Here is a 19384-nt window from a genome sequence, read left to right as displayed (position 1 = left end):
TCTGAACTCGTTCTTTGCTAGCACTTCACAATCGACCCAACCTGTTGTGTGATAGCAGGTTACAAAAAGTACAAAATCAGGTTGACGAACCGCCCGCGAGGTGTATGATCGTCTCCCTCAAAGCTGTATGTGGTGTAGCTGACGGGTATCCGCTATACTATATATAGTTAAATGCCTGAATTTTCCACTCGATTCTGTCGAGTCAATCCCATAAGAGACGCAAAATCTGGTAGGACGCCGCTCGCCCTTGTGGTTTGGTCGGCGGAGAATTCATTGGAGGGAGCCGGTGAGGCGGACCGATCCCTCTTGTGGCATGAGTGTACTCATGTACACTGATTGATAGGTATGGATACCCCCCAGTTTCTCGTAATAGAAATATTTCCGACACACAAACAGGAGGTTTCGCCGTGGCTACAGTTGAACTCGGATCAGTTCGTCCTCAGTCCAAAAATGGAACTCACACAAAAGATGGGGCTCCGCGTATGGCTGCCAATGGTACTCAAGTGGCTGATGCGAAAATGGCCAAGCAATTTCATGGCCGATTGAAGATCGATGAGACCTTCTGTCCCACCGACGTGGCGGATCCGTTTGACACGGTGAGCTGGGAAGTTCGCTCAGCGGCCATCAAAGGCGAGAACGGCGAAATCCTGTTCGAGCAGACCAACTGCGAAGTTCCCTCGTTCTGGTCGCAGTTGGCCACCAACGTGATCTGCAGCAAATACTTCTACGGCGAAGTCGGCACCGAGGAGCGCGAATACAGCGTCCGCCAATTGGTCCACCGCGTCGCCCGCACGATTGCCGATTGGGGCCTCGAAGACGGCTACTTCGCCAGCCCCGCCGATGGCGAACGGTTCTACCGCGACCTGGCGTGGCTCTGTTTGCACCAACATGGTGCGTTCAACTCGCCCGTGTGGTTCAACGTGGGCCTCTACCACCAGTACGGCGTGGTGGGTGACAAATGCAACTGGCGTTGGGATCCGGTCACGCGCGAAGTGATGCAGCCAGAGAATCCCTATGAGTTCCCTCAAGGTTCGGCCTGCTTCATCCAGCATGTGCAGGACAACATGGAAGACATCATGGAACTGGCCCGCAGCGAGGCGATGCTCTTCAAGTTTGGTAGCGGTACGGGCACTGACCTGAGCACCCTGCGGTCACACCGCGAAAAACTTTCCGGCGGCGGGCATCCCAGTGGTCCGCTCTCCTTCATGCGGGTCTACGACCAAATCGCTGCCGTCGTGAAAAGCGGAGGCAAGACACGCCGCGCTGCCAAGATGCAGTCTATCAAGGTGTGGCACCCCGACGTGATGGAATTCATCGAATGCAAGTGGAAGGAAGAGAAGAAGGCTCGTGTGCTGATCGAGAAGGGTGGCTACGAGTCCAACTTCAATGGTGAGGCATATAGCTCGATTATGTTCCAGAACGCGAATCTCTCGGTTCGCGTCACCGACGACTTCATGCAAGCGGTCGAGAAAAATCAGGACTGGACGACTCGTTGGGTGACGGATGCCAACAAAGCGGGTCCAACTTACAATGCCCGCGACGTGATGAATCGGATGGCCGACTGTGCCTGGCACTGTGGCGATCCGGGTGTGCAATACGACACCACGATCAACAACTGGCACACGTGCCCCAACAGCGGCCGCATCAACGCCAGTAATCCATGCAGCGAGTACATGTTCCTCGACGATACGGCTTGCAATCTGGCGAGCATCAACCTGATGAAGTTCCGCCAACCGGATGGCAAGTTCGACGTCGAGCGTTTTCAAGCCGCTTGTCGGGTGTACTTCATCGCTCAGGAAATCCTGGTCGATCATGCCAGCTATCCGACCCCCGACATTGCCCGTAACAGCCACCTGTTCCGACCGCTAGGGTTGGGCTACTCGAACCTGGGTAGCTTCCTGATGTCCAACGGTGTGGCTTACGACAGCGATGCCGGTCGCGGGGTGTGCGGAGCGGTTACTGCGCTCCTACACGGGACGGCGAATCTGACCAGCGCCGAACTGGCTGAGGCGGTAGGCACATTTGATGAGTACCAGCCGAACGCCGAGCCGATGGGTCGTGTGATGCAAATGCACCGCGATGCCGTGGAAGAGATTGACAGCGAATGTCCTGACTATCTGGTCGATGCGGCCCGCAAGCGGTGGAACGAAGTGCTGTCCGCTGGCAAGGTGCACGGCTTCCGCAACGCTCAGGCGACGGTACTGGCTCCGACGGGCACGATCAGCTTCATGATGGATTGCGATACGACCGGCATCGAACCAGACATCGCCCTGGTGAAGTACAAGCAATTGGCCGGTGGTGGTATGCTCAAGATCGTCAACCAGACCGTGCCGCTGGCGCTAAAGACCTTGGGTTACGATCAGCCGGCGATCGAGTCGATCCTGGCCTATATCGATCGCGAAGACACGATCGAAGGGGCCGTCGATCTGGAACCCGAGCACCTAAGCGTGTTCGATTGTGCCTTCACTGCCCGCAACGGCACGCGCAGCATTCGTTGGCCAGCCCATGTCACGATGATGGCCGCCGCGCAGCCGTTTCTCTCGGGGGCTATTTCCAAGACGGTCAACATGCCACGCAATACCACGCCGGAGGAGATTGCTCAGGCGTATATCGACGGCTGGAAGCTGGGTCTCAAGGCGCTGGCGATCTACCGCGATGGCTCGAAGGAAAGTCAGCCTCTCAACACGGGCACCGAGGCCGACAAGGCCAAGGACAAAGAGGCCGCCCTGGCCGGCAAGCCGCACCGCAAACGGCTCCCCGACACCCGGCAGTCGATCACCCACAAGTTCAGCATCACGGGCCACGAGGGTTACCTCACCGTGGGTCTGTTCGAGGATGGTCGCCCTGGCGAGTTGTTCATCTCGATGGCCAAGGAAGGTTCGACGATTGCCGGTTTGATGGATGCCTTTGGCACGGCCGTCTCGGTGAGCCTGCAATATGGCGTGCCGTTGGAAGATTATGTTCGCAAGTTCTCTCACATGCGGTTTGAGCCACAGGGCTACACGAAGAACCCGGACATCCGCATCGCTAAGAGCATCATCGACTATATCTTCCGCTGGTTGGGCATTACGTTCCTGCCCGGTTACAAGGAAGCCAACGGTGGTGTGCTGCCCAAAAAGGAGTCCTCTTCCAAAGAGCCTCAACCTGTCGCCAAGAAGGCCACAGCCAATGGTGAAAGTGGAAAGGGGAAAGGGGAGACCAATGGCCACCATTCCCCCAGCCCCGAGTCCCCAACGAAGGATCTGGGGAGCTATCTCTTAACTCCAACCGACGATATGGAAGACACCGACCGCAACGACCAGTTCGCCGGCTTCCAAACCGACGCCCCGTCGTGCGACAGTTGCGGCATGATCACAGTACGCAATGGAAATTGCTACCTGTGTCATAACTGCGGCAACTCGATGGGATGTAGTTGAATGCGGAATTTGGATTGCGGATTGCGGAATGAATAGGTTCCGTGATCCGCAATCGTTTCTTGCATGTTCCGTAGCCGTGCCGCAACGCGTCACACGGATAAACGACTCCCCCTACAGAGTTATACTGCAACAACTCCTCACAAATACCGTGCCAGAAAAGTTTCTCTGATACTACTGGTTTACGCGAACTGTAGGATTGTCGGCGAATTATGAGAATTTCCTGTACAGCTCCAAATTCGTCTCGTGTTTGTTTTCCACTCGGGGTATAATGAAGGTGTAAGGGCAACGCGGCCGTGTCTATTTTCGACGGTCGGTTGCTGACCTCTCTCTCACGCGTAGCTTTAGGAGGGCAGGAAAATGCAAGATCCGCCAGACCAGCCGATGCGAGAGATGGCGGCGTGGCCGTCTCTCGGAGAATTCTTTCTTCCAACTTTACTTTCTTAGCTATCTTGTAGAATCAGCGACGAACCTGAGTCGAGTTCCGGAGCCTAGCCGAAGGCGCCAGCAAGCAGTGGACTCCATCCCGATCGTTCCTCCGACATCTGCTATTTGCCCCTCGTTGGGCTAACACCATTAACGAGCAATGTCATTAGTCAGGAAGGATCGCCGAGTCGGCCCTTTTGGGTTTTGCAGCGCAATGAGGACAGTGGCCTGGCAAGCCTGATCACGTTTGCTCGCTCAAACAACTTAAACTTTCTCTTTCAGCCCTCGCTGACTCGACCCAGAGCAGCGAGGGTTTTTCATTGATCGACCTGCTGACTAGTTTCGCACTTTCTCAAGGGGACGACGGAAATAAAGAATTTGAACAGGCAAGAACTGAGATAACAGAGAAACTTGTCCTTGTTTGATTTCCCACTCTGCGAATCTATAGCCACAAGAAACACAAAGATGCACAAAAAGATCGTGATACCTCTTCGTCCTTCTTTTTTGTGACTCTTTGTGCTACTAACGATTCAAATCTTCGCAGCTTTCACAAATTATTCTTAAAACGCAGAGTTCGCCGAGACGCAGAGGAAAGCTACTCATTTTCTTTCTCTGCGAATCTCAGCGTCTCGGCGACCTCTGCGTTTAATCATTAACCTGGAATTCTCTTGTTTGGCCATTCTTTAGGTGTCGGCGGCTGAATTCAGCCTTGTTTGGTTGCGGCACAAGTCCGCGCTGGGTTTTTCGTGGCTATCCTATAACCCTTTTCTGTTTCCTCAGTTCCCTCCTGTTCAAAATCCCGCAGAGAGGAAAACAAGTGGGCATAACAGATACTCTTTCTGACGATATTCGTGCTACTAACGATTCAAATCTTCAAGGCTTACGTAAATTCTTCTCAGCAGTAATCAAAGGAGAAATTAGACGCGGACAAACGCGGATTTAGGGGATTGCCACGGATCATTCGTGAGTTGAATTCTCTTGACATCTGCGTAAATCCGTCCGATCAGTGCTCATCCGCGTCTAATTTCTTGCTTTTTATTTGGTTGCGGCAAGTGGCCGCGCTGGGTTTCATCTGTGAGAATCCGTGGCTAGAATTACTTTCTCGTGTCTGAGGGAGTCCGGATTTCTGTCCGTTTATCGCAGGGAGAATTCAAATGGGTGGTTTGATTTGGTTTATCTTGATTGGCATCTTGGCGGGGTGGTTGGCCGGAACCTTCATGAAGGGGGGCGGATTCGGCATACTGGGAAATCTCATTGTCGGCGTGATTGGAGCGATCGTAGGGGGATTGGTCTTTGGGCTCTTAGGGTTTGAAAGCACAAATATCTTGGGCAGTCTCATAACCGCCACGGTTGGTGCCATTTTATTTATTGCACTGCTGCGGGTCATAAAGCAAGCATGAGTCTTGCATGTCGAAAGTGAGACTGAATTGTGCGTTGTGCAATGAAACTTCTGATATTGGCCAGCATCCTTGTTTGCAGCACTGCACATGTTGTAGCTGAGGTTGTGCCAAAGCCGGAGATCTTGCCCCGTTCAGCTTGGGAGGCCCTTCCTGAGGACAATCGACTGGAAGTATTGAAGCCCAACGGAAAGGTAAAACATATTAGTGTGCATCACACGGCAGTCGATAAACTTCGGGGCAATGGTACCCCTGAGGCCGAGCTACGGATTATCCAACGCGGCCATCGGGACGAGAACCACTGGGGCGACATTGCTTACCACCATCTGATTGCTCCCGATGGCCGTATCTTCGCAGGGCGTTCGACAAAGCATGCCCCGAACAGTGGCACCCGTTATCAGAGCGAATCCCAATGGCGTGAGGCCCCAATTTTCACGGAGGAGGAGGTGGCCCGTGACCCGCAAAATCTCGGCGTAGGAGGCACTAAATCGCTTCCCGAGAGTGCCACCGGACCAAGGCCGGGGCACGTGGCGGGACACGTCACAATCTGCTTGCTAGGAAATTTCATGGAGGCGGAGCCGACCGACGCAGCTAAGCAATCTTTTATCCAACTGGCTGCCTACTTGCTGCAAGAACACCAGTTGACGATCTCCGATCTTTGGTTGCACCGCGAAGTGGCCGCGACTTTGTGCCCTGGCAACCAATTCTACGCCTGGTTACGCGAATACCCTCAAGGGGAGCGCTATTCATTGGGACCAGGACTCAAAAGTGTGCAAGCGCTACTGGAACGCTGAGTGGTTGCTGACAGTGCTAGCAGACGATATCGGGCTAGGCTTCCTCGGATGTTGTTAGTAGCATTGCCCCTCCCAATTCTGCTGGCATGAAAGAATCTTAGCCGACTCTTTTTGCCAGTTCACCCAAGAATCGGTTAATCTGTAAGACAAGTCAGGAGGCTGTCATGAAAAGTCAAAAGCATTGGCTGGTTGTCGCTCTATTCTTCTTGATGTCAGGCAATCTTGCAGGCGCCGCCGCGCTGCCAGATAGCCTGAAGATCGGGGATACTCCTTTGTTGCTCAATGGGAGTGGGGCACGCACAAAATACCTGATGGAGATGTACGTTGGTGGGCTCTATCTGAAGCAGCCTAACACCAATCCAGTGGCAATCCTCGCCGCGGACGAGCTGATGGCGATTCGCTTGCAGATCACCTCGGGCTTGGTAAGCCAGGAGAAAATGGTTGCCGCTATCAACGAAGGCTTTCAGAATTCCACGGGAGGCCAGACGGCAGCCATTGAAGCCGAAATCCAGAAATTTCGCCTTTGCTTTCGAGACAAGATCGTCAAAGGGGACGTATTTGATATCGTCTACACCCCAGGCAAAGGGGTTCTCGTGGTGAAGAATGGTAAGCTGCAAGGCGTGGTTCCAGGTTTGGCATTCAAACAAGCCGTGTTTGGAATCTGGCTCTCTGACAGACCGGCCGACTCAAACCTCCGCGTCGCGATGCTGCAAGGGCGGAAGTGAGCTACGCCGGCGATCCGTTCCCTTGGAACTGAAGCAAATAACAAGCGCGACCTCAGGCCACAAGCAACTTCGTCACTCGCAGAGGCGCAAAGACAGAAGAGAAGCAATTCCGTATTCTCTGCGCCACTGCGAGAGCTATGTCCACTTGCGATGTGGCAGCACAGTTATCGGAAACGGACTGTGAAGAAAACAAGGTCTTATGTGTTGGCGGTACAGCGTTCATAGAATTCCGTCTGAGATTTGTAGCCACAAAAAACCCAGCGCATCCGGTGACCGCAACCGAATAGCAATTAAACGCAGAGTTCGCCGAGGCGCAGAGGAGGAATTATAAGAATTCTCTGCGTATCTCCGCGACTCGGCGTCCTCTGCGTTTAGATAATTTTTGTAGGCGGCGAAGAATTGAACTGTTAGTGGCACGAAGAGACACAAAAAGGAAATCCCTTTTTTAGATATCTTGTGTCTCTTCTCGTGCGTTTTCGTGTTTCTCGTGGCAATCCTCTTGCATGTCTGTGGTCCTCGTCGTCTGTCTCGCAAGTGGTTTCTTCTTTCCCTGCCAGAACCACAACTTTTCCCCAAAAGTGTCCGTTTAAAGCCCTCTCAACTGAGCTTGCTCGGCCATTGGTTTCTGCGTATTCTCCCGCGAACTTTTATTGCTGATCTCTTCAAGAGATCTGAATTTCCTGAGGAGAATCTATGGCATCCCCTACCGTAGCTAGCACGCCGGTCCCCATGCTCGATGTGAATCGGCAGAATGCACCGCTTCAAGACGAAATTCAGGTCGCGATTGCTGAAGTATGTGCCAGCGGGGCGTTTGTCCACGGGCCAGCATGCCAAGAGTTTGAAGACGCCGTGGCACGCTATTGTGGGGTGCAACATGCCGTTGGTTGTGCATCGGGAAGTGATGCCCTGCTGCTCGCCTTAATGGCACTGGAAATCGGTCCGGGAGACGAGGTGGTGCTGCCGAGTTTTACGTTCTTCGCCACTGCCAGTGCTGTAACTCGCCTGGGGGCCACACCGGTGTTTGCCGATATTCTCCCGGCGACGTTCAACATCGATCCCGATGACGTGATGCGCAAGATCTCTCCTCGCACCAAGGCGATCCTGCCGGTTCACCTGTTTGGTCAATGTGCCGATATGGAAGCGATCAAGCGAATTGCCCACGAAGCGGGTGAGCTTCCGGTAATCGAAGACGCGGCCCAGGCGATCGGCGCTGAGTTTGCCGGACGCCGCGCGGGTTCACTGGGAACGGTAGGATGCTTCTCTTTTTATCCGACCAAAAACCTAGGCGGGGTAGGGGATGGTGGCATGCTGACCACCAACGATGATCGCCTAGCCAGCCGACTACGGATCTTGCGTGATCATGGCCAGCACCCGCGCTACCACCATTCGCTGGTGGGACTCAACAGTCGTCTCGATTCGCTGCAAGCGGCCGTGCTCAGTGTGAAACTCAAACGACTCGACGATTGGGCGGAAAGCCGTCGAAGCAATGCCGAGCGCTATCGGAGCGAGCTTGGCCGCTGCGGACTGGCAAAATCATTAACGCTGCCCGAGGTAGCTCCCAATTGCAGCTCGGTGTGGAACCAGTACACCGTTCGCGTAGGCGATGGACAGCGAGATGCCTTGCAGAAGCACCTGGCCGCAAAGCAAATCGGCTCAGCCGTGTATTACCCGATTCCATTGCACCTGCAAGAATGTTTCTCTTCGTTAGGCTACCAGCGCGGCACCCTGCCGATGACCGAGCAGGCATGTCAGGAAGTGCTGAGTCTGCCTATCTACGGGGAACTCACCGAGAAGGAGCAGAACCAGGTCATCACTGCGCTTGCTAAGTTCTTCGGAATTGCAGCAGCAGTCACGTCGGATCAGTGTGCTGCCTGAAACGGTTTTTAGGGATAGTTAGAGGGTGAAGAGCAGACTCTTTCATTCCCAAAGGAGTTCTACGACTTGAGGAATCTGGGTAGTGACTTTACTCGCTCTCTATACGTGCAGACGTCGCCACCCAGATCCCTCTGGTCGCGTAGCTCCCATCGGGATGACATATAAGCTCATCCAGCAAGTTCCTCGAAGACCCGAAATGAGTTTCAACGCAGAGATCGCAGGGCCGCAGAGAAAGCCGCTACTGATTGATCCAAATATCATTTTCTCTGCGCCTCCGCGAACTCTGCGTTGAAAAATCTTACTGATCCCGCTCACAGATTCGCATTCGTTTTACGCGCAAGTGCCGGATCAGTCTTCGCTCTTATCGCGACGGAATTCTAAGCTTCGTCCACTCGGGCGGAGTGCGCTGAACGAACCCAAGATGAAGCAGAGAAGTACGATTGCCCAGGCCATGTTTGTTCTCTTGAGAGCGTGTTAGGTAATAAGACGCGTTATCAGGTTAGCACAACTCTTATCCTAATCGCTCACTGCCGCGAAGCCAACCGGTTCTCGGGAATTAGCGCAGCGGGCTTGCCCCAGAATCTCGTCCAGAGGAATCGCAGCCTGGCGAAAGAGTGGGGCGGACATGCTCACGGTCTCCCATTTGGCGGATAACTGGCGGGAAAAGTGGATGTAGTCGGCAACCCGCACTGCCAGGAAAGCGTAGCTCCGCTGGCGAAAATGGAAGAGCTTTTCCGGGCCGAGCGGGGAGCGGTTGCCAACGATCTCGTAGGCGAACACCAACAGTGCCATGCTCGCCGCCCCCATTTTCTCTTGCCAACGAGCCATGCTCACCAAGTCGTCCCAGGTAGACCAGTTACGCCAATATTGTTTCTGCTTCTGGCCCGAAGGGAACTGCCGACCTTTCACGTCGACCAAAAGCGAGACGCTGTCCGACGGGGAGACAATGAAATCAAGATTCTTGAGCGAACCCTGATCAATAAGACTCCGCCGCTGCTCATCGACCGCCACATAAGCCACACGCTGCTCACGAAGGTAGGCCTCGAAGGCAAGTTCATAATGATTATTGCGCTTGGCCATGGTAGAAATGTGGAAATCACACCTGAGTTGCTTCGAAGACATTGAAACGCAGAGTTCGCTGAGGCGCAGAGCATCGCAGAGAAGAAATAATTCGCAATTCTCTGCGTTATTCCTCTGCGCCTCCGCGAACTCTGCGTTTTCATGCATTCTAACTTGCTTGTGAATTCAAGTAGATGCATGAATCCCGCAGAAACAATGCAATTGTCACCCAATCACTGGGAAAGAATTTGCTGTATTTCTGCAACGACTAAGGCAGCGTCGCTAGCCGTAGAGACAGTCTTGCTACCTCCTGATGCCAGATCTTTGACCTGACATTGCCCGGACGCGAATTCGTCAACCCCCATCACGAGTGCCACGCGGAAGCCGCGCCGGTCGGCATACTGGAGTTGCTTGCCAAGTTTCTTGGGTTCGGGAAAGAATTCGACACCAATGCCCGCGCGTCGCACTTGGTCCGCAAGCCGCAGGTAGTCGTTGCGCCGGTCGGCATCGAAAAATGGCAAGAACACTGGCGCGGGGGTTGAGTTTCCTTCGAGTGTGCCCAGTTCTTCTAGCGCTGAAAGCAACCGGTCGAGACCCAACGAAGCACCGACACCAGGCAGATGCTGCTTGGTGTACACTTCCGCCAAATTGTCGTAGCGCCCGCCGCTGCAGACGCTGCCGATCGCCGGCAGGTCATCGAGAAAAGTTTCTAGCACCGTGCCGGTGTAGTAGTCGAGTCCCCGGGCAATGCCGACATCGATGCAAAAACGCTTGCTATCTACTCCGACGGCTGAGAGCGCGTTACTCATCTCAGTGAGCTCCGCAAGCCCTCGCTCCCCCGTTTCACTTCCGCTGAGCAGCGACTCAAGCTGCGCGAGAATCTGGTTGTTGTCTCCTTCGAGAGCCGCAAGCTTGAGGATGTCGCGGACCTGATCCTCACTTGCCCCCGCCGTCGTGGATAATTCCTTCGCGACGACTTCCGCACCTGCCTTGGCCAACTTGTCCAATGCCCGCAGCACGGAGGTCGATTGTTCTACGAGTCCTAGCTTTTCCAGCAATCCATTGAGCACCCGGCGATTGTTGACATGAATCGTGAATCGCTCGATACCGATCGCATTAAAGAGATCATGTACGACGAGCGCCATTTCGATATCGGCGGAGTTCGATTCCGTGCCGATCGTGTCGAAATCACACTGCATGAATTCACGATAGCGGCCACGCTGAGTGTTCTCACCCCGCCAGACGTTGGCGATGTGGTACCGCTTGAAGGGTGTGCCGAGTTCCTGGATATGCTGGGCGGCAAATCGTGCTAAGGGGACCGTGAGGTCAAACCGTAGCCCTACGTCGCGCCCACCATGGTCGGCGAACCGATAAAGCTGCTTGTCGGTCTCGTCGCTTCCCTTGCCTGTAAGAATCTCCAGATACTCTAGAGCCGGAGTATCGATCGGACTAAATCCATAAGAGCGATACACGCGCCGGGCCGTGTCGATGAGCCACTCGCGCGGAATCATCGCGGACGGGAGATAATCCCGAAACCCTTTTAATGTGCGAGGCTGGATACGTTCTGGCATATTGTCAATACATTTTAACGCAGAATGCGCTGAGGCGCAGAGGAAGGAATGGAAAGTGTCAGCATGCGGTACTTGTCCATTGATACCTTGAAATAGGTAAATTCAATGACTTCTCTGCGCCTCCGCGACCTCTGCGTTTAAATCTTTCTGCTAAATGACGGCCAACAGTTCCGGTTTGCGGCTGCGGATGCTCTTGCCCTTCTTTTGGCACACTGCCTCGGTGTACTCGAAGACTTGCTCGGCGGTCTCGAGGTAAAACTCGTAGGTGTAGTCGCTCTCGTATTCGCAATTCTTGGTCGTGTAGTCACGGCATATCTGCGGGCGGGTTTCGTAAATGCCGCACATATTATTGTCTTGCAGATGTTTGCAGACGGTGTGCACAAGCAGGTACCAATCGTCGTCTTCTTTAAAGACACTGGCCCGTTCATGGAGCAGATACCAGCGAATGTACTCAAAATCCTGATACTCGTCGGGGGTCTCAATCGGCAATGCAAAATAACGACAGCACTTGGCCGTACAGTATTCACAGAGGACCTTGCCCTCGGGAAGTTCGTCACGAGGGATCTGGGTGAGGCCGTAACCGGTAGACATAGGTGGGGGTTCCTGACTTACGTCGTGAGGAATGGGAAAAGAGTAAATTAACAGGTCCGAGACGCTCTGAAAAGCAGTGAATGTGCTCTTATCTCTGACGAGCAAATGCTAATTCGCTGATTCTTTCAGGCTTTCGAGAAATGTTACCGAGCACCCCTTAACCCAAAAAAGATCGTCATCTTGTCTGATAACCCTCAACGGAGAGGCAAATAGGATGAGAATGGCAAATCCAACCCAAAAGAAAATAGGGGCGAATCCAAGAGTGAACATGACAATGTCAGATGAACCCAGAAGTATCCCCAAGAGTGACCCCAAAAAAGAGAACAGGATCAACGACGCGCCAAAAAACTTCAATAGCAAATAGTTCCGTCCTACGCTTTTCGATAGCCCTGCTTTCAACCGGCAACGACGACGTACAACAAAAGGTGCGATAATAAGCAGGAAGGGGCTTATGAGCATAACAATTACGAGCCACTTTGGTATGTACGGCAAATCCCAGTGTCGATATTCCTCTGCACCAATGGACCGATTAGTACGTATGCAACGCATTGGTAATGCCGTCTTGTCCTCCACTACAAGAAATTTGCCTTCAATACGATTGCTAATAGTCGACATAGGGGTTTAGTTTAGAATAAGCCTGAAGAGAGCAAAATACGCACTTTACAGAGAAGTCATTTTTTTCATGACAAAAGCTACTCGTAAGGCCCCGCTTTGCGGAGCATCCTGAGGACGCTCTCTTCGTCGGTCAATTGCGAGACTTCCACGTTGGTGAACCACCCTAGGTCATGTGATTCCTCACTGACGGTAATGGGCTGATCGGCGCGGGCAATGACCAGAAATCGCACATCGTGATGCTCATGGGCATCCTCAATGAGCTCGCCTGTGGGAGAGTACCGAGCCGGGATGAGGTGAACATCGAGGTCCAGCGGCACCAGCACACCATCCGTGGCAGGGAGTTCCAGCTCGACAAGCCCCGTCTCCTCGCGGACCTCCTTCAAGGCCACTTCCTGAATCGCAGTATCCCCGTCGGCGTGGCCCCCTGGCTGGAGCCAGCGGTCGAGTTTGGCATGGTGAACCAACAGGCACTTCTTGCAATCCTGGGAAAGCACCCAAGCCGAACCAGTGACATGCCCCGGTCGGCAAGTCCGCTCAAAGCAATCCGGCGAGCTTTCTACTAACTGACGAATTCGCGCAGCGACTTCGGCCTCGTAAGGGTAGTGAGCCGAGTACCGATCCAGTAGTTCAAAAAGTGGCTGACGATGCATGGTTCGATTGTAGAAGAGAAGAAATGGGCCGCGGATGAACACCGATTCAGTTGATTAGCGCAGATTTGTTTCTAACCGATCACTCTGATCCGCGCACATCCGCCTAATCTGTGTTCATCTGCGTTCTATTTCTTACAAAGGACTAAGGTGTTTGGAACTGCTGCAGAATGGCCCACTTTGGATCATCCCTATACTTCTCGCACACAATCGCTTGGGTACGTTCTTGCGGCCATTCGGTGAGTAATTCTGTAGCCTGCCAGCCTGTCGTAAGTGCGGTGATAAGCTGGACGTGGCTCAAGGGGAGGTTGGCTACAAAATCCGTGTGCTCTCTCCCTTCCCGATACTCTGGCTCACGTGTTGGAGTCGCCAGAAGTTGCGCCAGGCGGTCGAGATCGAAATCGTAGAGCAGCGTGCCGTGGTAGACCAGATGGGTTCGCTTGGCACGCAGCGCATTGCCGGAGAATTTCTGTAGCGACTTCTCGACCGTTTCGATGGCCAAGTCGCTTGTGCCAGCCGTTCGGGCCGTTGGCATCCATTGAGACAAGGAATCTACCAGGCGCTGCCTCGCAAATTGATGGGCCCGATCGATAGCCCGTAGTTCGGGGTAATCCCGATAACTCAGCACCACGGCGTACATCAAACAGCCGGGGCCGGCGAGGATGGTCCCTCCACCGCTGGCTCGCCGTAGCACGGGAACGCCTTCCCGGCGGCAAGCTTCCAGATTGACTTCCACCTCCGGCCGAGAGGAGCGTCCCAGCACGACGAAATAGCGATCTGGTTCCCAAATCCGCAATACCCCGCGGTCTATTTCGCCCGCTGCACACGCATCGAGCAGAGCCTCATCGAGGGCTATGTTCTCTGCCGCTGTCGGCAGGGTGAGTTCCAGTTTCAGCATGGCGGGGAGATCGGGTCAGACCTCGTCGACTGGTTGGTGCTGTGCTATTCTGAGGGGATATTTAACGCACCCCATCATCCCATGGTTTGACATGTCTTCCAACCCACCTGGTTCTTCCTTTACCGATTCGCCGAAGCCACCTGATCCGGTCAGTGCTGACGAATTACTACCCCCGGTTGAGCCGCCCAGCGCCGGTTTCATCCTGCAGTTGTTCGTCATTCCAGCAGTCATCGTGTTGGTAGTCGTATTGCTGGGAATGCTTGTCACCTCCCTGGCGAATACGGGAGAGCGCGATCCGGCGAAGATCGTCGCGACGCTGCGTAGCTCCAGCCAGAATCGTTGGCAGGAGGCGTTTGAGTTGGCCAATGCCCTGCGAAATGAGCAGCAGAATCCAGAACTCAAGAACAATGCCGACTTGGCTGGCCAACTGGCCCAGTTGCTTGACGAGGAAATCACGGCAGGCAACGACGACGACGGCTCGGTAAAATTGCGCACTTTTCTGTGCTCCGCACTGGGGGAGTTTCATGTCGACGAGGGGGTCCCCGTACTCCTCCGGGCTGCCCATGAAGACCCGGACGACTATGTACGCGGGTCAGCGATTAACTCGCTGGCGATCCTGGCCGAAGATTTTCGCCAGCAAGATCCACCCCGGCCGCTTCAAAACGAACATTTTGTCGAAACATTTGTTGATCTGAGCAATGACAAGAATGACGCTATCCGTTCCCAGACCGCATATGCCTTGGGGGTCATCACGTTGTCCGACGAGGCCGATCCTCGGTTGACGGTCGAACTGGAAACTCTCGTAGACGATTTGAACAGCGATGCCCGCTACAACGCGGCTTTGGCACTCGCGCGGCGGGGAAGCTTGCTAGCCATCGCGCCGCTGGTGGAAATGCTCGACCTGGAATCACTTGAAGTAGCCACGAAGGATACGTTGCCACAGGCGCGCAACCGCAAGCGGGATACGATAATCAAAAATGCCCTCGATGCGGCAGTGGTGGTGCAAGAGAAGAATCCGGAAGCCAATCTTGACAGCATGCGCACAGCGGTGGAAAAGTTTATTGATGAAGCAGCGGACGATGCGGCGGTTCCCTCGCAGCTGGTAGATCGGGCGCGGGAAGTGTTGGGGAAATTAACAAAGTGAGTTGTACATGAAAGTCGTCGTTTGTTCGAGCAGAGAAGAGTTGGGATGCCGTGCTGCTGAGGCAGGCGCTGCAGTTTTACGAGAGGTCCTTTCCCAGCAAGAGCGCGCCTCGATCATTGTCGCCACAGGAGCCTCTCAGTTTGAAACGCTTGCGGCTTTGGTGAATCAGCCTGACATCGATTGGAATCGAGTCACGGGTTTTCACCTAGATGAGTACATTGGATTGCCTGAATCACATCCCGCTTCATTTCGGAAGTATCTGAAGGAGCGGTTTGTGGAGCAGGTTCCGCTGGCAAGTTTTAACTATGTGAATGGTGAAGGTCTCGCAGGATCGGGCGATGTGCTGGCAGAATGTGCGCGGCTCGGTGAGCTCATCCGAGTCCAACCTATCGACGTCGCCTTCGTGGGTATCGGCGAAAATGGACATCTGGCATTCAACGATCCGCCTGCTGATTTTCAGACGGAAGAACCCTTTTTGGTCGTTGAACTGGATGAAGATTGTCGTCGCCAACAACTGGGCGAAGGGTGGTTCGGTTCGCTCGACGAAGTGCCGCGTAGGGCAATCAGCATGTCGATTCGGCAGATCATGAATTCGAAGCATATCGTCTGCAGTGTACCGGATGAGCGCAAGGCCGAAGCAGTTCGCAATGCCGTTGAAGGTCCAGTCAGGAATCAAGTACCCGCGTCGATCCTCCAAACGCATGCCATGGCGACGCTGTTCCTAGACCCTCCGTCCGCCAGCTTTTTGCAGAAGACAACATGACGACTTCTCTGATGAGTGATCACCAGTCCGGTTATGTCGACTTGCAAGTCAATGGCTACTATGGTATCGACTTCAACAGCGACGAACTTACTGCCGAAGCGATCCATAAAGCATGCCAACGCCTTGAGGCCGACGGCGTTGCGGGAATCCTGGCAACGATCATTACCGACGAGGTGGAGCGGATGGCGACCCGCTTGGCTCGTTTCGCTACCCTCCGGGCTGCTGATTCACTAGTTCAGCGCATCGTCTGGGGATTCCACATCGAAGGACCTTTTATTCTCAACGAGCCAGGCTACGTCGGGACTCATCCTCGCTCGGCAGTTTGCCCGGCGAATGTCACAGATATGCAGCGATTATTAGAAGCTGCCGAAGGACTGACGCGGATCGTCACGCTGGCTCCCGAACGTGATGCCGGCATGGCAGTGACACGCATGTTGGCCGATCAGAACATTTGCGTGGCGGCGGGGCATTGCAATCCAACGCTCAACGAGATTGATGCGGCGATCGACGCGGGTTTGTCCATGTTTACGCATCTAGGAAACGGCTGCCCGCTGGAACTCTCGCGGCACGACAACATCATCCAGCGAATTTTGAGCCGAGCCGAACGGCTCTGGATCTCCTTCATTGCCGATGGTGTGCACATCCCTTGGCCGGCTCTGGGCAACTATCTCAAGATTGCCGGAAGGGATCGCGCGATTGTGGTGACCGACGCCATCAGCGCCGCCGGGCTGGGTCCTGGCGAATACGAATTGGGAGACCAAAAAGTCATCGTCGATGAACAGGGGGCTACCTGGTCGGCAGATCGTTCGCATCTGGCCGGCTCTTCGGCGACAATGCCTCAAGTGGAAGAGCGACTGCGACGTGAGTTGGCTCTCTCGGAAGACGAAATCTCGCAGCTTCTCGTGTATAACCCGCAGTGTGCAATCAATAGACAGGAGGCGACTTGAACAGCGCGCTTCGCTCCGCCGAGCAGGACTCGGCTACCGCGGAGCGGCTAACACGGAACTATTCGACGGGGACTAGTTCCACGTTGCCGTGACGGCGGGCGTGGGCGGAGTGGCCGGACTCGTCGTAGGCCAGGGGGCCAACGAAACCGTCGAAATTCAGAAGCAATGCGGTCTTGTCGTCGGTCGACCATCGTCTCTCTGGTTCAAAATCATCTTGGTAACGCGCTGTTGTCGAGAGTCTGACGGCGTCGATCAGACCGTCAAACGGAGAGTCCGCCTTGCCGATTTCACTCACGTCGCCACCAATAATCAGGGGCAACTGATTTCGTTTGCGGCTACCCGAGGCAGCCTGCTTCGCAACCAACTTGCCGTCCAGGTAAGTGCGAACTTCTTGGCCGTCATAGACACCAGCGACATGCTGCCACTCGCTGATTGCAAGTTTCGTATCGAGGTCCTGCGGCTGGCGGTAGCGACCATCGAGGTTGATCGTGAAGTAGGGGACACCGCTGCTGGCGAATATGCCAAACTCCGAATCCTCCGTCTTGGTAATCAATCCGACGCGCTGCGAAAAACCGTTCGGCTTACACCAACATTCAAGAGTAATCGGGCCATCGGGGATCTTGAGTTCGGCATCGTCGATCGAGAGATACTTTCCTTCTCCTACCGAGACCGCCATATCCTGATCAGGTTGTGCTGGGGGGGTCACTTGGAAAGAGACCGGAATCGTGTACTGGCGTTCTTTGACAGTAAACCGGGCACCATCGGTCAGATAATCGGCTCGCACCATGAGCTTGGGTGGTACGTACTGCTGCTCGGTGATGGACCCCAGTGAGCGGAGTCGCAGGGGAAAAGTCGCTCGTTGTCCAGGGTAGACCTTGCTGTGAAAATGATCGGGCCGCGCGATCCAGTTGCGATCCGCCGGATCGAGAAAGACTTCAAACTCGACCGACTGGCTGGCTGGATTGAACAACTCGACCGCGACAGGTTGGGCGACGCTGCCATCCTCGGCCACCAACGGACGTCCGGGAAATGTGGGAGGGGTCCTGGCAATCGCACTGATTTCTTGGTTCACGGTGCCGGTGATTTTCCGGACATCCATGACATCACCCACCGGCAGGCAGGCCATGGCGATCTGTTGTTTGCGAACGGTGATGACATGAAAATGGTGAAGAAAGCCAGCACTGTCCGACAAGCCGCTCTGCCCACCACCGACGGTGGCAAGGGTGACATACTCGATGCCATCGCGGGGACCATCGTAGCGCATCTGGTGGATGTGGCCGGCAAAGACGGCGCGGACGTTGCCGGCTTCCGCTAAGACTTGGTGTACTTTTTCCCAATCATCGCCGTAATTTCCTCCCAGCCAACGTGGGTGGTGCAGGAATAGAAACACATTCTCCGCATCCTGGTTTTGCTTCAGTGTTTCTTGCAACCACGAGAATTGCTCGGGACTCATACGTTGGTTTTCTGGATCCTCGAACGACTTTTCTCCTGTTTCGGGATTCCCTTCGTCACTGAAGAGGACAATGAAGAGACTTCCCTTATGCCGAAAGGCGTACCACAACGGTCCGAAGTTCATTTCATAGTCATTCTCATGTTGACGCTTGGGTCGGCCCGGTCCGCGCCAATAGATGTCGTGATTCCCTGCGACAGGAAACCACGGGCAGAGCAACTTGTTCATCACCTCCTTGTACTCGTTCATTTGTGGTAGCCAGGAAGCCTTGTCGTTGTATCCCTGTACCAAATCACCAACAGTCATGACCAAATCGGGTTCCAGCAAGTTCGTATCCGCGACGGCCTCCTTGAGAATTTCAATCCCTTCGGGGGGGCCTCCGGTCCGATCGCCAAACACAACGAATGTAAAAGAATCCTTTTCTTGGGGCAGCGGCAACTGGATACGACTCTCTCGATTGGTAATAAAACGGCTCTCATCCAGGATCGTGGGATGGGGATGAGAATCGTAATGGGCATGGCCATCGTGAGGATGGTGATCGAGTACCGATTCCGCATTGAATTTGCGACTGGCCTGAGCCAAACAGGGACTGCAGACCCCGAATTGAAGTAGACAAATTGCGAGCAAGCATGATGTGATCAATAGATGTCGAGTCATAATCAATCTTGAAAATCATCTTTGGTGAATGTTTGAAGTCTCTCAGTCGTCATACTCTTCCAGTCTAACAGATTTTTGTGAAGCGTTGTGGAATCAGAAACCCCGTTAAAACCCGTTGTCTGCAGAGTATCGTCCAGCTCTTCGCGACGCCGTTTAGGAGATTCACCGCCAGATTTTACAGTAACTGTAAACACATCTACCACGGTAAACGTAGAACCTTTAGCGGAAGCTCAGGAGTCCCTGGCGCTTCAAACTTTGCGGGTTGTAGTGACTGCAGAACGGGCACTTGTCGCTTTTCTTGTCCGAGGTCATTTCACCCATTGCTGTCGTGTTGTTTTCTGGCCACATTGAAAGTGAAAGCAAAAACTCGCTAGTCGGAGCAGGTGTTGTTTTTTTGCAACGTTGTCGGTGC

The 19384-nt window shown here is 54.1% G+C and carries 13 protein-coding genes and 1 pseudogene; 8 read left to right on the top strand and 6 right to left on the bottom strand.

The window, feature by feature from the left end:
* Positions 1 to 542: 542 nt before the first annotated feature.
* The 5 genes and pseudogenes from Pr1d_RS02670 to Pr1d_RS02650 all read left to right on the top strand — a co-directional run.
* Positions 543 to 3416, top strand: a pseudogene (locus Pr1d_RS02670) (vitamin B12-dependent ribonucleotide reductase); the annotation flags it as partial.
* A 1577-nt stretch (positions 3417 to 4993) separates the two neighbouring features.
* Positions 4994 to 5239 carry a GlsB/YeaQ/YmgE family stress response membrane protein gene (locus Pr1d_RS02665; RefSeq protein WP_148072078.1) on the top strand — a complete coding sequence of 82 codons (246 nt, stop codon included), beginning with the start codon at positions 4994 to 4996 and terminating at the stop codon, positions 5237 to 5239.
* Positions 5240 to 5280: 41 nt separating this feature from the next.
* Positions 5281 to 6030, top strand: a complete 750-nt coding sequence (locus tag Pr1d_RS02660) for a peptidoglycan recognition protein family protein (protein WP_148072077.1) — start codon at positions 5281 to 5283, stop codon at positions 6028 to 6030.
* Positions 6031 to 6194: 164 nt separating this feature from the next.
* The gene (locus Pr1d_RS02655; RefSeq protein ID WP_148072076.1) at positions 6195 to 6755 is read left to right on the top strand and encodes a chalcone isomerase family protein; all 561 of its coding nucleotides are present in this window, start codon (positions 6195 to 6197) and stop codon (positions 6753 to 6755) included.
* Between the two features lie 693 nt (positions 6756 to 7448).
* Positions 7449 to 8630 carry a DegT/DnrJ/EryC1/StrS family aminotransferase gene (locus Pr1d_RS02650; RefSeq protein WP_148072075.1) on the top strand — a complete coding sequence of 394 codons (1182 nt, stop codon included), beginning with the start codon at positions 7449 to 7451 and terminating at the stop codon, positions 8628 to 8630.
* Between the two features lie 516 nt (positions 8631 to 9146).
* On the opposite strand, the gene Pr1d_RS02645 is transcribed toward Pr1d_RS02650, so the two are convergent.
* The 5 genes from Pr1d_RS02645 to Pr1d_RS02625 all read right to left on the bottom strand — a co-directional run bounded on the left by Pr1d_RS02645 (position 9147) and on the right by Pr1d_RS02625 (position 14011).
* Positions 9147 to 9710 carry an HYExAFE family protein gene (locus Pr1d_RS02645; protein WP_148072074.1) on the bottom strand — a complete coding sequence of 188 codons (564 nt, stop codon included), beginning with the start codon at positions 9708 to 9710 and terminating at the stop codon, positions 9147 to 9149.
* Positions 9711 to 9922: 212 nt separating this feature from the next.
* Positions 9923 to 11260 carry a histidine--tRNA ligase gene (gene hisS, locus Pr1d_RS02640; protein ID WP_148072073.1) on the bottom strand — a complete coding sequence of 446 codons (1338 nt, stop codon included), beginning with the start codon at positions 11258 to 11260 and terminating at the stop codon, positions 9923 to 9925.
* A 150-nt stretch (positions 11261 to 11410) separates the two neighbouring features.
* Positions 11411 to 11851, bottom strand: a complete 441-nt coding sequence (locus Pr1d_RS02635; RefSeq protein ID WP_148072072.1) for a YkgJ family cysteine cluster protein — start codon at positions 11849 to 11851, stop codon at positions 11411 to 11413.
* Between the two features lie 692 nt (positions 11852 to 12543).
* Positions 12544 to 13116, bottom strand: coding sequence for an NUDIX hydrolase (locus Pr1d_RS02630; protein ID WP_148072071.1), 573 nt, complete (start codon positions 13114 to 13116; stop codon positions 12544 to 12546).
* 142 nt (positions 13117 to 13258) lie between these two features.
* Positions 13259 to 14011: a lipoate--protein ligase family protein gene (locus Pr1d_RS02625; RefSeq protein ID WP_148072070.1), complete on the bottom strand. Its 753-nt coding sequence runs from the start codon at positions 14009 to 14011 to the stop codon at positions 13259 to 13261.
* Between the two features lie 91 nt (positions 14012 to 14102).
* Between Pr1d_RS02625 and Pr1d_RS02620 the strand changes: the two genes are divergently transcribed.
* Genes Pr1d_RS02620 through Pr1d_RS02610 form a run of 3 tightly spaced genes read left to right on the top strand, consistent with a single transcriptional unit; the run spans position 14103 to position 16865 of the window.
* Positions 14103 to 15155, top strand: a complete 1053-nt coding sequence (locus tag Pr1d_RS02620; RefSeq protein WP_148072069.1) for a HEAT repeat domain-containing protein — start codon at positions 14103 to 14105, stop codon at positions 15153 to 15155.
* Positions 15156 to 15162: 7 nt separating this feature from the next.
* Complete coding sequence (locus Pr1d_RS02615; protein WP_148072068.1) at positions 15163 to 15918, top strand: glucosamine-6-phosphate deaminase; 756 nt, start codon at positions 15163 to 15165, stop codon at positions 15916 to 15918.
* Positions 15915 to 16865, top strand: a complete 951-nt coding sequence (locus tag Pr1d_RS02610) for an N-acetylglucosamine-6-phosphate deacetylase (RefSeq protein WP_238476620.1) — start codon at positions 15915 to 15917, stop codon at positions 16863 to 16865. Before Pr1d_RS02615 ends, Pr1d_RS02610 begins: the two co-directional genes overlap by 4 nt.
* A 58-nt stretch (positions 16866 to 16923) precedes the next feature.
* Here Pr1d_RS02610 and Pr1d_RS02605 read toward each other — a convergent pair whose 3' ends face one another.
* Positions 16924 to 18972, bottom strand: a complete 2049-nt coding sequence (locus Pr1d_RS02605; RefSeq protein ID WP_148072067.1) for a LamG-like jellyroll fold domain-containing protein — start codon at positions 18970 to 18972, stop codon at positions 16924 to 16926.
* Positions 18973 to 19384: the final 412 nt, after the last annotated feature.

The sequence above is a fragment of the Bythopirellula goksoeyrii genome (assembly GCF_008065115.1).
Taxonomy (GTDB): Bacteria; Planctomycetota; Planctomycetia; order Pirellulales; family Lacipirellulaceae; genus Bythopirellula; species Bythopirellula goksoeyrii.
The sequence above is the reverse complement of the archived record's forward strand: the minus strand, read 5'-3'. Positions and strand labels throughout refer to the sequence as shown.

Coding starts and splice junctions, on each gene's coding strand:
- Pr1d_RS02660 (WP_148072077.1), top strand. CDS start 5,281: ATGAAACTTCTGATATTGGCCAGCATCCTTGTTTGCAGCACTGCACAT.
- Pr1d_RS02605 (WP_148072067.1), bottom strand. CDS start 18,972: ATGACTCGACATCTATTGATCACATCATGCTTGCTCGCAATTTGTCTA.
- Pr1d_RS02665 (WP_148072078.1), top strand. CDS start 4,994: ATGGGTGGTTTGATTTGGTTTATCTTGATTGGCATCTTGGCGGGGTGG.
- Pr1d_RS02645 (WP_148072074.1), bottom strand. CDS start 9,710: ATGGCCAAGCGCAATAATCATTATGAACTTGCCTTCGAGGCCTACCTT.
- Pr1d_RS02630 (WP_148072071.1), bottom strand. CDS start 13,116: ATGCATCGTCAGCCACTTTTTGAACTACTGGATCGGTACTCGGCTCAC.
- Pr1d_RS02635 (WP_148072072.1), bottom strand. CDS start 11,851: ATGTCTACCGGTTACGGCCTCACCCAGATCCCTCGTGACGAACTTCCC.
- Pr1d_RS02625 (WP_148072070.1), bottom strand. CDS start 14,011: ATGCTGAAACTGGAACTCACCCTGCCGACAGCGGCAGAGAACATAGCC.
- Pr1d_RS02650 (WP_148072075.1), top strand. CDS start 7,449: ATGGCATCCCCTACCGTAGCTAGCACGCCGGTCCCCATGCTCGATGTG.
- Pr1d_RS02620 (WP_148072069.1), top strand. CDS start 14,103: ATGTCTTCCAACCCACCTGGTTCTTCCTTTACCGATTCGCCGAAGCCA.
- Pr1d_RS02610 (WP_238476620.1), top strand. CDS start 15,915: ATGACGACTTCTCTGATGAGTGATCACCAGTCCGGTTATGTCGACTTG.
- hisS (WP_148072073.1), bottom strand. CDS start 11,260: ATGCCAGAACGTATCCAGCCTCGCACATTAAAAGGGTTTCGGGATTAT.
- Pr1d_RS02615 (WP_148072068.1), top strand. CDS start 15,163: ATGAAAGTCGTCGTTTGTTCGAGCAGAGAAGAGTTGGGATGCCGTGCT.
- Pr1d_RS02655 (WP_148072076.1), top strand. CDS start 6,195: ATGAAAAGTCAAAAGCATTGGCTGGTTGTCGCTCTATTCTTCTTGATG.